Origin of the sequence: Pseudonocardia nantongensis (assembly GCF_046546495.1) — a bacterium.
Lineage (GTDB): Bacteria > Actinomycetota > Actinomycetes > Mycobacteriales > Pseudonocardiaceae > Pseudonocardia > Pseudonocardia nantongensis.
In genome coordinates this window covers 41,390-54,670 of sequence record NZ_JBKGXT010000001.1, presented here as the reverse complement: position 1 = coordinate 54,670, position 13,281 = coordinate 41,390, and the positions used below count along the sequence as shown (strand labels likewise).

The 13,281-nt window shown below is 72.9% G+C and carries 11 protein-coding genes and 2 pseudogenes; 2 read left to right on the top strand and 11 right to left on the bottom strand.

What is annotated here, in order from left to right; genetic code table 11:
* Positions 1–160 precede the first annotated feature (160 nt).
* On the top strand, positions 161–1,408 hold the full coding sequence (locus ACLFMI_RS00265; RefSeq protein WP_410945630.1) for an FAD-dependent oxidoreductase: 1,248 nt from the start codon (positions 161–163) through the stop codon (positions 1,406–1,408).
* Positions 1,409–1,442: 34 nt separating this feature from the next.
* Here ACLFMI_RS00265 and ACLFMI_RS00260 read toward each other — a convergent pair whose 3' ends face one another.
* From ACLFMI_RS00260 to ACLFMI_RS00230, 7 genes and pseudogenes are all read right to left on the bottom strand, one after another.
* Positions 1,443–2,825 carry an MFS transporter gene (locus ACLFMI_RS00260; protein ID WP_410945629.1) on the bottom strand — a complete coding sequence of 461 codons (1,383 nt, stop codon included), beginning with the start codon at positions 2,823–2,825 and terminating at the stop codon, positions 1,443–1,445.
* Positions 2,826–2,865: 40 nt separating this feature from the next.
* Positions 2,866–3,108, bottom strand: coding sequence for a hypothetical protein (locus ACLFMI_RS00255; protein ID WP_410945628.1), 243 nt, complete (start codon positions 3,106–3,108; stop codon positions 2,866–2,868).
* A complete protein-coding gene (locus ACLFMI_RS00250; RefSeq protein ID WP_410945627.1) occupies positions 3,105–4,553 on the bottom strand; it encodes a mannitol dehydrogenase family protein in 1,449 nt (482 codons plus the stop codon). Before ACLFMI_RS00250 ends, ACLFMI_RS00255 begins: the two co-directional genes overlap by 4 nt.
* Before the next feature lie 143 nt (positions 4,554–4,696).
* Positions 4,697–4,837: pseudogene (locus tag ACLFMI_RS00245) on the bottom strand (bifunctional D-altronate/D-mannonate dehydratase); the annotation flags it as partial.
* Positions 4,834–5,823 (bottom strand): 2-hydroxyacid dehydrogenase, encoded by a 990-nt coding sequence (locus ACLFMI_RS00240; protein ID WP_410945626.1) that lies wholly within the window; start codon positions 5,821–5,823, stop codon positions 4,834–4,836. The gene ACLFMI_RS00240 and the pseudogene ACLFMI_RS00245, both read right to left, overlap by 4 nt.
* On the bottom strand, positions 5,820–6,818 hold the full coding sequence (locus ACLFMI_RS00235) for a LacI family DNA-binding transcriptional regulator (protein ID WP_410945625.1): 999 nt from the start codon (positions 6,816–6,818) through the stop codon (positions 5,820–5,822). Before ACLFMI_RS00235 ends, ACLFMI_RS00240 begins: the two co-directional genes overlap by 4 nt.
* Before the next feature lie 93 nt (positions 6,819–6,911).
* Entirely contained in the window at positions 6,912–8,063 is a 1,152-nt protein-coding gene (locus ACLFMI_RS00230; RefSeq protein WP_410945624.1) for a DUF3500 domain-containing protein, read from the bottom strand.
* An 87-nt stretch (positions 8,064–8,150) separates the two neighbouring features.
* Here ACLFMI_RS00230 and ACLFMI_RS00225 point away from each other — a divergent pair, with 87 nt between their 5' ends.
* Positions 8,151–8,468 (top strand): putative quinol monooxygenase, encoded by a 318-nt coding sequence (locus ACLFMI_RS00225; RefSeq protein WP_410945623.1) that lies wholly within the window; start codon positions 8,151–8,153, stop codon positions 8,466–8,468.
* Here ACLFMI_RS00225 and ACLFMI_RS00220 read toward each other — a convergent pair.
* From ACLFMI_RS00220 to acs, 4 genes and pseudogenes are all read right to left on the bottom strand, one after another.
* Entirely contained in the window at positions 8,465–9,733 is a 1,269-nt protein-coding gene (locus ACLFMI_RS00220; protein ID WP_410945622.1) for a DUF222 domain-containing protein, read from the bottom strand. The genes ACLFMI_RS00225 and ACLFMI_RS00220 overlap by 4 nt on opposite strands.
* Before the next feature lie 136 nt (positions 9,734–9,869).
* Entirely contained in the window at positions 9,870–10,112 is a 243-nt protein-coding gene (locus tag ACLFMI_RS00215; protein WP_410945949.1) for a hypothetical protein, read from the bottom strand.
* Between the two features lie 105 nt (positions 10,113–10,217).
* Positions 10,218–11,160, bottom strand: a pseudogene (locus ACLFMI_RS00210) (integrase core domain-containing protein); the annotation flags it as partial.
* Between the two features lie 185 nt (positions 11,161–11,345).
* Positions 11,346–13,253 (bottom strand): acetate--CoA ligase, encoded by a 1,908-nt coding sequence (acs, locus tag ACLFMI_RS00205; protein WP_410945621.1) that lies wholly within the window; start codon positions 13,251–13,253, stop codon positions 11,346–11,348.
* Positions 13,254–13,281 lie beyond the last annotated feature (28 nt).

The following is a 13,281-nucleotide window of genomic DNA, read 5'->3' as shown; positions in this document are numbered from 1 at the left end:
GACTCTGCGTGGAGCCGGACGGCCGCTACGGCTGGGACGGCGGGCTGGGCACCGGCCGGCGTTCCGGCCGCGGCCCACTCCTGAGTGTTGCGGAGCCGCTCCGACAGGCGCATACTCAATTCAACAGGCGTTGAAATATGTGGAGATGAGGTGGGTCGCGATGGAGCGGACGACGTGCTGTGTGGTCGGGGGCGGCCCGGCCGGGATGATGCTCGGGCTGCTGCTGGCCCGGGCCGGGGTCGAGGTCACCGTGCTGGAGAAGCACGGCGACTTCCTGCGGGACTTCCGCGGGGACACCGTCCACCCCACCACCCTGGACCTGCTCGACGACCTCGGGCTGGGCGAGCGGTTTGCCGCGCTGCCGCAGAGCCGGATCAGCGAGGTCGCCCTCCCCCGCGGGGACGGGCACAGCTACCAGGTCATCGGGGACCTCGGCCGGCTGGCCCGGCTCAACGTCCGGCATCCCTACATCGCGATGGTGCCGCAGTGGGACCTGCTGGATCTGCTCGCCGACGCCGGACGGGCCGAGCCGGCCTTCCACCTGCGGATGGACACCGACGTGACCGGGGTGGTCCGCGAGCACGGCCGGGTGGCGGGCGTGCGGTACTCGAGCGCGGACGGGACCGAGGGCGTGCTGCACGCGGACCTGACGGTGGCCTGCGACGGCCGGCACTCGGTGCTGCGCGCGGAGTCCGGGCTGCCGGTGACCGAGTACCCCGTCCCGTTCGACGCCTGGTGGTTCCGGTTGCCCCGGCACGCCGACGACGGCGTCTCGATGCTCACGCCACGGATCGGGCGCGGCCGGTTCGCCGTCGTCATCCCGCGGGAGGGCTACTTCCAGGTCGGCTACCTCGCCGGCAAGGGCGCCGACGCGGGGCTGCGGGCCCGCGGGATCGAGGCGTTCCGGGCCGACGTCGCCGAGCTGATCCCGGACTGCGCGGACCGGGTCGGCGAGATCGCCTCGATGGACGACGTCAGACACCTCGACGTGCGGCTCAACCGGCTGAAGCGGTGGCACGTCGACGGCATGCTGTGCCTCGGTGACGCCGCGCACGCGATGTCCCCGGTCGGTGGGGTCGGCATCAACCTCGCGATCCAGGACGCGGTGGCGGCGGCGACGCTGCTCGCCGTCCCGCTGTCCCGTGGCACGGCCACCGGGAAGGACCTGGCCCGGGTGCGCAACCGGCGGCTGCTGCCGACGATCCTGGTCCAGGGCCTGCAGCGGATCATGCACGCGAACCTCGCCGGGCCGGCCCTGGAGGGGACCCTCTCCGGCCCGCCGGCGCCGCTGATCCGGGTGATGGAGCGGTTCCCGGCGGCCCGGATCGTGCCGGCCTACCTGGTCGGCGTCGGGTTCCGGCCGGAGCGCGCTCCGGCCTTCGCCCGGCGGAGTCCGGTCCCGGCCTGATCCGCTGCCTCGTCGTCCGGTCCGGTGGCCGCCGTCAGTGGGGTGCGCGAGCGATCGTCCCGGTGACGGGGGCGCCGGCGTCCTCCGGGACGGTGAGGTCGCGGTCCACGGTCTCCGGGGCCATCCGTGCGGCGATCAGGCTGATCAGCGCCATCACGGACATGTAGACCGCGACCGGGATCCAGGACCCGGAGAACGCGCTGAGCAGTGCGGCGCAGATCAGCGGGGCGACGCCGCCGCCGACCGCGGCCGAGAACTCCCGGCCCAGGGTGACGCCGGCGTAGCGGTAGCGGCTGCCGAACATCTCCGGGAAGTAGCTCATCTGGACGCCCACGGCGCCGTTCACGGCGAGCACGAAGCCGACGACGATCGTCACGACGATCGCGACCGGATTGCCGGTGTTCAGCGCGACGAACGCCGGTCCGGGCAGCAGCACGCTCGCCAGCATGATGAACGAGTAGACCGGCCTGCGGCCCATCCGGTCGGAGAGCGCGCCGAAGCCGACCGCGGCGATGCCGCCGCAGATCGCGCCGATCAGCAGCACCTGCGGGACGAACGACGAGTCCACGCCGACCGTCGAGACCAGATAGGACGCGATGAACACCTGGAAGGTGTAGGACTGCGCGCTGGTTCCGACGTTCATGAACAGCGCCAGCAGCATCGGCCGTCGGCCGTGCCGGAACACCTCGCCCGCGGGCTTGCGCGGCTCGACGTGGTTCTCCTTCAGCTCCGCGAACACCGGGCTCTCGTCGAGCCTGCGCCGGATCACCATCGCGACCGCGGTGACGACCAGGCTGGACACGAACACCAGGCGCCAGCCCCAGCTCATCAGCTGATCCTCGGGCAGCTGCTGGACCGCGATCCAGACGACCGCGCCGAGCGCGGTGCCCAGCGCGGCGCCGACCATGACCAGCGAGGCGTACCGGCCGCGCCGGCCGCGACCGACCGTCTCGGTGAGCAGGGTGGCGGCGCCTGCCTGCTCGGCCCCGGCGCCGAAGCCCTGGAGGAACCGGCACGCCACCAGCAGCGCCGGCGCCAGGAGGCCGATCGTGGAGTAGGTCGGCAGCAGGCCGATCAGCAGCGTGGAGCCGCCCATCAGCATCAGCGTGGCGACGAGCACCCACTTGCGGCCGAGCCGGTCGCCGTAGCGGGAGAAGAACAGCCCGCCCAGCGGCCGGGCCAGGAAGCCGACGGCGTAGGCGGCGAAGCTGGAGAGGATGCCGACCGCCGGGGAGACGTTCGGGAAGAAGAGCTGCGAGAACACCAGCGCGGACGCGGTGCCGTAGATGACGAAGTCGTACTGCTCGAGCGTGGTCCCGACCAGGCCGGCCCAGGCGGCCTTGCGGGTCGCCCGCGGGTCGGCCGGGCGGTCTGGGTCTACTGTGGACGGGGTTGGTGTGCTTCCGCTGGTGTCCATGCCTCCTCGGATGGATCGGGCCCCGTAGGGCGGTGGCAGGTCAGGCCCGGTCGCCCGGGCGGACGCGGCGAGCCCGATGGCGGGCGCGAGCCGAGGCAGGTCCCGGACAGGCACAGGTGGTAGTGCCCGCACCCGACGGCTCCGAGCCGCAGACACCGACCGCCTCGATCGCGACCAGCACCTCACCGGGCTCCGGCCCGGTCATCGGGATGTGTTCGACCCGCAGGTCCTGCGCGGCGTGCAGCACGGCGGCGCGGGTGCGCTCCGGGAGCGTGGTGGTCATGCGGCGCTCCGTTCCCCGGCGGCCTCGGCGACCGCGGTGTCGACGCCGTGCCCGACCAGCAGGGCCAGAAGCTCGGTAGTACGGGCGGCGAGGTCCGGGTCCGGGTCGCCGCCGAGCAGCTCCAGCCCGGCACGGACGTGCGCGTCGAGCGGGCCGCCGGCGGTCGTCGCGAGCCGGTCGCGGGCGGGTTCGGCCATCGCCGCGGCGTGCGGGCCCGGATCGAACCCGTCCGGCGGCGCGACGCAGGCCAGCCAGGCGGCGACGGTCAGCGCGAGGTGGTGCGGCAGCCGGCCGGCGGCCCGGTGCTCGGCGGCCGGGCCGGGGATCCGCTGGGCGAGCTTGAGCGAGCCGTCCGAACCTACCTGGCGGGTGCGGTGCCCGAGCGCGGTGTTGGACCAGCGCACGAACAGCTGTGCGGCGTAGGCGTCCGCGTCGACGCCTGCCGGGACTCGCACGGTGGAGCGGTAGTCGTCGTGCAGCACGCGCTGCGCCGCGGCACGGATCGCCGGGCGGGCGACCGAGCGGGCGATCAGGTCCTCGCCGGAGAGCGCGCCGAGGTAGGCGATCAGCGAGTGCGTGCCGTTGAGGAACCGCAGCTTGAGCAGCTCGTAGCCGGCGACGTCGTCGGTGAACACGGCACCGGGCACGCCCGCCCCGGCGTGCTCCCAGGCCGGACGGCCCGCGGCGAACCGGTCCTCCAGCGCCCACATGCTGAACGGCTCGGCCGGGACGGGGACGGCATCGACGAATCCGTCGAACCCGGCCAGGCGGGCGGCGGCGGCCCGGGTGGCGTCGGTGGTGGCCGGGACGATCCGGTCCACCATCCCGTTCGGGAAGGTGATGGTGTCCAGGTAGGGCAGCAGCGCGTTCCGCTCCGGGGCGGGCAGCGCCTCGGCGAACTCGCGCACCAGCCGGGCGGTGACGTCGCCGTTGCCGAGCAGGTTGTCGCAGCTCAGGACGCTGACCGGGGCGCCGTGGCCGCGGGCGCGGCGGAGCAGGCCGCGCGCCACCAGCCCGATCGCGGTACCCGAGCCGCCGGCCAGGTCGGCGCGGACGCCGTCGTGGTCGAGGTCGAGCCCGCCGGTGCGCGGGTCGATCGTGTAGCCGTGCTCGGTGACGGTCAGCGACACGATCCGGGTGCTCGGGGCGGCGAGCGCGCCGAGCACCGGCTCGGGGTCGCGGGCGGCGACCAGGGTGCCGGTGTGCACGCCCGGGACGACCGCCTGCTCCCCCTCCGGCGAGATCTCGACGACGGCGTATCGGCCGTCCTGCGCGGCCATCGCGTCGGCGACGGCCGCGGACCGCGGTGCGACGCCGAGGATCCCCCACGCGCCGGGGTCGGCGCCGAGTGCCGCGGCGGTGTGCACCGCCTGGTGCGCCCGGTGGAAGTTGGACAGTCCGAGGTGGACGATTCCGGTGGTCGTCGGGGTGGGCACGGCGCTCACCAGCCCGTCATCGAGCCGTCGCGCCGGCGCGCGACCGGCAGCAGGGCGGGTTCGTAGTCGTAGCCGCGCTCGACGCCGTAGACGGTGTTCAGGCCGGGGACGCCGGTCTGCACCCGGATGGCGGTGAACCCGCGCTCCCGGACGGCGTCGACGGCGAGCTCGCGGCCGTTGAGCGTCGCGTCGCCCCAGCCGACCAGGCCGTCCGCGGTGCTGATCTTGAGGGTGACGTAGTTGCGGCCGGGCGAGGTGACCAGCACCTCGGCAGCGACGATCCGGTCCGTCATCGGACCACCGCCACGACGTTCGCGAGCTCCTCCCCGGCGGCGAGCCGGTGCACGTTGACACCGATCTCGGCGGCGCGACCGAGGAAGGTCTGCCGGGTCAGCCCGGAGCTGTGCGGGGTCATCAGCACGTTCCCGAGCTCGCGGAACGGCAGCGAGGACGGCTCGCCGTGGCTGGTGCCGGGCTCGGGGTAGCCGTACCAGACGTCGATCGCGGCGCCGCCGATCGTGCCGTCGCGCAGGGCCGCGTACAGCGCCGCCTCGTCGACCAGCGGGCCGCGCCCGACGTTGACCAGCACCGCTGAGTCCTTCATGGACCCCAGCTCGGCGGCGCCGATCATGCCCTCGGTCTCCGGGTTCAGCGGCGCGCTGACGACGACGACGTCGGATCCGGCGAGCAGGGCGTCGAGCCGCTCGGCGGTGCTGCCGGCCCAGGCCAGGCCGTGCGTGGCCGCGTCGATCGTGCCGCGCCGGCTGACCGCGACCCCGCGCGCGCCGAACGCGCGCAGCCGGTCCCAGGTCCGGGCACCGATGTGGCCGAACCCGACCAGCCCGACCGTCGCCCCCTGCAGCGACTCGGCCCACGGGGCGGTCGGGTCGTGGGCCGGGGTGGGCCAGTCACCGGCACGCAGCGCGGTGTCCTGGGCGAGGAACCCGCGGCGCAGCAGGATCGTCGAGGCGAGGACGTACTCGGCGATCGAGTCCTCGTGGTGGAAGGTGTTGGCGACGGTGCAGCCGGCCGGGAGCGCGCCGAGGTCGATGCCGTCGGTGCCCGCGCCCGCGGCGTGCACCAGCCGCAGCCCGGCCCCGGCGGCACCGACCCCCTTCGGGCAGCGGCCGGAGATCAGCACGTCGGCGTCGGCGACCAGGGCCACGAGGTCGCTCGCCTCCCGGCTCGCCGACCAGACGACCTTGCTGCCGGCGGGCAGCGCGGCCTCGGTCTCGGCCCGCAGTCCGGCCAGGTTCTGGTCCGCGACGACGATCTTCACGACTGGACCTCCAGGGCGCGGATACGGGTCGGTTTGGGGCCGGTGCTGCCGCGCACGACGAGATGGGTCGGGAGCCGGACGGCCCGCGGGGCCGCGCGCTCGGCGCGGGTCAGGATCTCCAGCGCGAGGGTCCCGGCCCGGTCCATCGGGGTCGCGATGCTGGACAGGCCCGGGTCGGCGAGCGCGGCGAACGGGATGTCGTCGCTGCCGAGAACCGACAGGTCGTCGGGCACCCGGACGCCGAGCGTGCGGGCCCCGGCGACCAGGCCGAGCGCGACCAGGTCGTTGTGCGTGAGCACGGCGGTGGCGCCGGTGGCGAGCACCCGCGCCGCGGCGGCGGTCCCGCCGTCGACGGTCTCGGTGTGCCAGCCGAGCAGCTCCAGGTCCAGGCCGTACTCGGCGGCCAGCTCCCGTACCAGGCCGACCCGGTGCTGGTTGGACCAGGAGTCAGAGCTTCCCTGCACGTAGGCGATCCGACGGTGGCCGAGCGCGTCCAGGTGGTCGACGGCCTGGCGCAGGCCCTGGGTGGAGTCGGCGATCACGCAGTCGCCGCCCGGGACGTGCCGGTTGACCAGCACCGACGGCGTCGCGCCGCAGAGGTCGAGCACCTCGGCCCCGTCCAGGCGCGAGGAGTGCACGACGATGCCGTCGACCCGCGCGCACAGCCCGGCGATGGTCTCGCGCTCGCGGTCGGCGTCGTAGTCGGTGTCGGCGACGACGACGGTGGTGCGGGACTCGCGGCCGCGGGACTGCGCCGCCTTGACGAACCGGGAGAACACCGGGTTCGCGATGTCGGGGACGACCGCGGCGACGGTCGCGGTGGTCGGGGGCGCCGTCGTGACCGTGGGGCGCGGCGCGTAGCCGAGCTCCTGGGCCGCGGTGAGGATCCGGCGGCGGGTGTCGGCACCGAGCCGGTCCGGGTCGCTGAACGCCCGGGACGCGGTGGACAGCGCGACGCCGGCCGTGCGGGCCACGTCGGTCAGGGTGGGCGCCACTGCTCTCCTCCTCGGCCGGCCCGTCGGTGGGACGGCACGAAGAGTGCAGCACCTTGCGCAAGCTTGTCAACGCTTGCCGTGATGTGCGAGATGTCAGCCGAGATGGTGCGCGGCGCGGTGCGCACCGAGGACGTCCAGACCGAAGTCCCGGGACGGGTCGCGCCACACGGAGTGCGCGTGGTTGGCGTCGCGCTGGGTGTTGTCCCACTCGATCAGCAGCCGCGGGCCCTGGATCCGGTAGTAGTGCGGCGCCCCGGGCTCCAGCGAGCCGGCCCAGGCGACGTGGACGTCGTCCAGGACGGCGGCGTCGTCGTAGCGGGTGATCGGGGACAGCGATTCCGGGACGCGCTCCAGGTAGGTGCCGAGCAGGATTCCCAGGATCTCGCGCTGCTCGCCGTCGAGGTCGGATGCCGGCACGCCGCGCGGGGTACGGGAGAGCCGCACGGCGGCCTTCTCGGCGTCGCTGAAGCCGGCCTTCTCCTCGATGCCCCGGCTCCCCGTCTCGAGCTTCGCCTGCTCGGTGTCGCTCGCGAACGGTGCTCGCCAGATCCCCGCGAGCGGGATCCAGTCGTCGCCGTCCTGCGGCTCGGTGCGGTTGGCCGCGACCAGGTCCGGTGGCGCCTTGCCGAGCAGCACGGCCCGGTCACGCAGCTCCCCGGGCAGCGACCGGACCAGGTCCCGGGCGAGGTCCTCGACCCGGCCGAGCGGGCGGAGGGTGGTGCCGCCGAGCAGCTCGGAGGTGGCCGGGTCGGCGCCGAGGAAGCAGGGCGTCGTCGCGGCGACCTCGCCGTCGACGACCAGCATGTTGATCGAGATGTGGTGCCCGCCGAACCGCCAGCCCCAGGCCCCGGTATCGCCCGGCTCGCCGAAGACCCGCAGGTAGTACATGAACGGGTCGCGGCCGCGGCTGCGGTCGAACATGGACACGAAACCCTCGGTGTGGTCGAGGACGTTCTCCAGGCCCATCACCGTCGCCGCGGTGACATAGGCAGCCCGGGACAGCCCGGTGCCGAGCAGCTTCATCGCCGCGCGCTGCTGCGGTGGGAACTGGTCGTGGAAGGTCAGCCCACCGTGGTCGGTCGGGGTGTAGAACCAGCGCCGTCGCTCGGCGTCGGTGTCACCGTCCGCAGCCGGGGCATGGCCGGTGGCCCGCTCCCGCTGTTCCGCGTCGAGGGTGTCCAGCCAGGCGCAGGCCGCCTCGGCCATCGCCCTCGCCGTCTCCCGGGTCCCCGCACCGCCGGTCATGCGGTCGACCGTAGCGAGTCGCGGCGGCATTCACCCGCCGGATGCGTCAGGATGATCACGGAAGATCGATCTACCGTGGAGGCGACGATGCCCACCCCGACCGACGACAACCGCGAGCTCCTCACCGTGATCGCCCGGATGCGGGCGAAGGCGGGCAAGGAGGACGAGCTGCGCGCCGAGCTGGAGAAGCTGATCGAACCGACCACGCAGGAGGCGGGCAACGTCAGCTATGACCTCCACCAGGGCACCGACGACCCGGCAGTGTTCTTCTTCTATGAGAACTGGACGAGCGAGGCCGCACTCGAGGAGCACATGCGGAGCCCGCACCTGACGAACGCAGTCGGGGCCATGGGCGAACTGCTCGACGGCGACCTGGCGATCCAGAAGCTGCGCCGGATCGCCTAGTTTGCCGGAGACCGCGGTTCGGGGTACGCGTGCCCGGTCGGTGTCGTGGTGGTGACGCCTCCGGGTGTGCGTCGGACGGTCCATCCGGGTTGTTCGCGGACGTAGTTGTGAAACTCGCAGACACCGCGGCCGGTATCGAGATCGGTGGCACCGCCGTCGTCGACGCGGTGGATGTGGTCGATGTGGCGGACCGGGGCGTCGCAGTAGGGCTCGGCGCAGCGATTGCGGGTGCGGGCGCGGATGACGTCGGCGAGAAAGCCGGTGAAGTTCCGCTGCCGGGAGTCGCCGCCGACGACCGTTCCTTGTCGGCTGGTCAGACGTCGCCAGCTCATCCGGCCCCGGGCGCTGGCGAGCAGGTCGGCGGGCACCGGCCCGTAGCCCGGGATCTCGACCGGCAACGGGCTGTTCGGGTCGATGAGAACTTCGAGGGGGACCAGCACCTGGATCTCCAGGTCGACCTCGCCCGGGTGGGACCTGCCGGTGAGTCGCTCAACGAGGGTGTCGGCGACGAACTGCCCGCGGCCCCGGGTCAGCGGCTCCGGGCTGACCGACGCCGCGGTGTGCGCCTTCATCAGCGCGGCCAGGCAGCTGACGGCCTGCTCCAGTGGCAGGTAGGCGGTCAAGTAGGCCATCCCGTCCGGGGCGGGGCGCACGGTGACCCGCCGCTCGGCGCGGGCCTCTCGGGCCCGGTGGTGGAACTTCTCCGGCGCGACCTGCGCGGCGATGCTGCGGGCGAGGTCGCGGATCCGTCCCAGCCCGAGACGGCTCAGATCGTGTTCGGCGAGGCGGCGATCGACCTCGGCCCGCTCGGCCCGATCCAGGTGCTCGGTGGCGGCCGCGATCGCGGCGGTGGCCTCGGCGTTGAGCGCGCCGGCGGTGTGCAGCTCACGGACGTGATCGAGGCCGTCGTGCAGGTCCCGGGCCACCCGGACCCGCCCGGCGGCGACGGTCGGTGAGGTGCGGGTGGCGAGGGCAACCTGCGCTCGGACACTGCGGTCGAGTTTCTCCGGCTCAACCCGCCCGGACACGGTCCGCGCTGCGACATGAGTGCGGGCGAACGCGCGGATGCGCGCGCTCTGCAGCGCGGCGAGCGAGGTCTGCAGCGTCTGCAGCTGCGCGATCTGGTCGATCAGCTCGGCCTCGGTGCACCTCGCGGCGTCGGCGTGCGCGGCCTGCTCCACAGCCATCTGGATCAGGGAGAGGTCGAGGGTCGGGAACCCGGACTCGCCGGTGTCCGGTAACGGGGGATCATGAACCGCGGTCATGCCTCGATTCTACCTGGTCAAGACATCTTTATCGAACATCTGTTCGCAATTGCGAATCACGCGTCTCCCGGATGGTTGTGATGTCTCAGAACATCGGTGACAGTTCTGCATCAGGACATCGGTGACGGTTGATGTGTCAGGACTTCGGTGACGCTCCCGGGTTCTTCGGCTGTCTTCCGCGGGGTCGACCGTTGCCGACGTAGCGGGTGCCGGGAGTGGGTCTGGTGCGTTCGGCGAGGATCTCGCCTTCGAGGTCGGTGACGGTGATCGTGTCGCCGGGCTGGTCGCCGTCGCTGACGACGAGGACATGTTCGAACGCGTGGACGACGCCGATCTTGTAGAACACCTTGTCGACGTGGACGACTCCGGCGGAGCTCACCGTTCTCAGGCGTGTGCCGGCGGGTAGGCCTTCCGGTGGCTTCGGTCGGGGTCACATGGCGAGGGCCGGCGGCCGGTAGACGGGCCGGTCCGGTTTCGGGCGGGGTGGATCGGCCTTGGCCGTCGCCTCCCACGCGGCCTGCGGCGTGATTCGCCCGGGCAGCCCTTGGTGAGGGCGCTCGGTGTTGTAGACGTGGTCGAAGGCGTCGATCTGGGCCTGGAGCTGCGCGAGTGTGGCGGCGAGCGGTTGCTTGTCGAGGTAGCGGAACAGGGTCTGGTGGAAGCGTTCGTTCTTGCCCTGGGTGGTCGGCTTGTGCGGCTTGCCGGTGATCGCCTCGACACCCAGCGCGGCGACTTGGGCGACAAGCCGGCCGACCACGCCGCGCCGCGAAGGGTTGAGCGCGAGCCCGTTGTCGGACAGCAGTCGTTGCGGCACGCCGTGGGCGGCCACGGCCTTGTCGAAGACTGCGATCGCGTCCTTGGCGGTCTCAGCGGCCGCGGCGTGGGAGGCGACCGCGTAGCGGGAGTGGTCGTCGATGAGCTCCGAAGATCACGCACTTGCCTCCGCCGGTCAGCACGTACTCGGTGGCATCGAGCTGCCAGCACGCGTTGGGCGCCGGGTAGACGAACCGCCGCCACGCCGAGCGGGGCTTCTTGCGCGGCTCCGCCCGGGCGATACCGGCCTGACGGAAGATCCGCGCCAGCGACGCCGTCGAGGGCACCGAGGCCAGGCCCATCGCACGCATCTTCTCGTGAACGCTGATCGGGCCGTGGTCCAGCCCGGACGCCTCGAGTGCGGCTCGCACCTGCACGGCCTGGGCCTTGACCTGCTCGGTCAGCATCGACGGGCTCGACCGCGGCCGTCTGGACCTGGGCTCGAGCACCGCCGCAGGCCCGTCAACGCGAGCGCGCTTGCGCAGCTCGTAGAACGACTTACGCGAGATGCCGTGCTCGATACAGAACGTCGAGACCGCCCCCCGCGGCGCGTCGTCAGGCCACTGCGAGATCGCAAGGCGGACACGGGGATCGATGGGTTCATGGGCAGCCACCGCGGCAGCCTCACGGCGGAAGTGTCACCACCAAGAACGCCCGCAGTTGTCACCGATGTCCTGACACAGGATCGTCACCGATGTCCTGAGACATAACACGTCTCCCGGATGGTCGTGGTGGGCGCCGCGGACCACCGGTACACCTCGAGAACCCGGGTTCACGAGGTGCCGTGGCCGGCGGTGCCTCAGCGCGTCCGGTACCCGGCCGCGAGGTCCGCGAAGGCGGCCGGATCCACCAGGCTCGTGGTGTCCCCCGGCTCGCGCCCGGCGGTGACGTCGAGCAGCAGCCGTCGCATGATCTTGCCCGAGCGGGTCTTGGGTAGCTCGGCGACCAGCACCACCTCGCGCGGACGGGCCACCGGCCCCAGCTCGCGGGCGACGTGCGCCCGCAGCTCCTCGGGCAGCGCGTCGTCGGCGTCCCCGGTGACCGTCACGAAGGCGACGACCGCCTGCCCGGTCGTCGGGTCCGGCGCGCCGACCACCCCGGCCTCGGCCACCCGCGGGTGCGAGACCAGCGCCGACTCCAGCTCGATCGAGCCGAGCCGGTGCCCGGAGACGTTCATGACCTCGTCCACCCGGCCCTGGATCGTCACGTAGCCCTCGGCGTCGATCACCGCGCCGTCCCCGGCTTTGTACCAGCCCTGCTCCGCGAAGTCGTCGAAGTAGGACGACCGGTACCGCTGCGGGTCGCCCCACACCGTGCGGGCCATCGCAGGCCACGGCCGGTCGATCACCAGCAGGCCGCCCTCGCCGGCGTCGCAGGTGCGGCCGTGGCGGTCCACCACCCGCACCGACAGCCCCGGCAGCGGGTGCGTGGCCGAGCCCGGCTTGAGCGGGGTGACGCCGGGCAGCGGGGCGCAGATCGCGGCTCCGGTCTCGGACTGCCACCAGGTATCGACGATCGGGCAGCGGCCACCGCCGATCACCCGGTGGAACCAGCGCCAGGCCTCCGGGTTGATCGCCTCGCCGACGGTCCCGAGCAGCCGCAGCGAGGACAGGTCGTACCGTGCGGGCACCTCCTCGCCCCACTTCATGTAGGTGCGGACCAGGGTCGGCGCGGTGTAGTACACGGTGACGCCGTACCGGGCGATGATCTCGAAGTGCCGGCCGGGCTCCGGGGTGTCCGGAGTGCCCTCGTAGATCACCTGCGTGACGCCGTTGGAGAGCGGCCCGTAGACCTCGTATGTGTGCGCGGTGACCCAGGCCAGGTCGGCGGTGCACCAGTAGACGTCGTCGGGCTTGTGGTCGAAGCAGGCCCAGGACGTCCACGACGTCTGGGTGAGGTAGCCGCCCATCGTGTGCAGCAGACCCTTGGGGGTGCCGGTGGTGCCCGAGGTGTAGACCAGCATCAGCGGGCTCTCCGCCCCGAACGCCTCGGCCCGGTGCTCGCCGGGCTGCCGGTCGACGACGTCGTGCCACCAGACGTCGCGGCCCTCGGTCCAGTCGATCTCCGAGCCGGTCCGGCGGATCACGAGCACGTGCTCCAGCGACTCGACGCCGTCGGCGGCCTCGTCTGCGTTCGCCTTCACCGGGACGGCCTTGCCGCGGCGGTACTGACCGTCCGTGGTGACCAGCAGCTTGGCCTCGCCGTCGGTGAGCCGGAACCGCAGCGCCGACGCCGAGAACCCGCCGAAGACCAGCGAGTGGATCGCGCCGATCCGGGCGCAGGCCAGCATCACCACGATCGTCTCCACCAGCACCGGCAGGTAGACGACCACCACGTCGCCGCGTCCGACGCCCAGCTCGGTGAGCGCGTGCGCGCACCGGGAGACCTCGCGCTGCAGGTCGGCGTAGGTGACGGTGCGCCGGTCCCCCGGCTCGCCCTCCCAGTGCAGCGCGACCGTGTCGCCGCGCCCGGCCTCGACGTGCCGGTCGGCGCAGTTGCGGGCGACGTTCAGCGTGCCGTCGGCGAACCAGGTGACCTCGGGCCATGCGGAGCCGTCGTAGCCCTGCTCCGGAGCCCGGTCCCACTCCAGCCGGCGGGCCTGCCGGGCCCAGAACGCCTCCGGGTCGGCGGCGGCTTCCGCGTACACCCCGGCCGGGACGTTCGCGGTGGCGGCCAGGTCGGCGGGTGGTGGGTACGTCTCGGTCACTCCCCGATGATGGCTCCGGCCCCCGGGC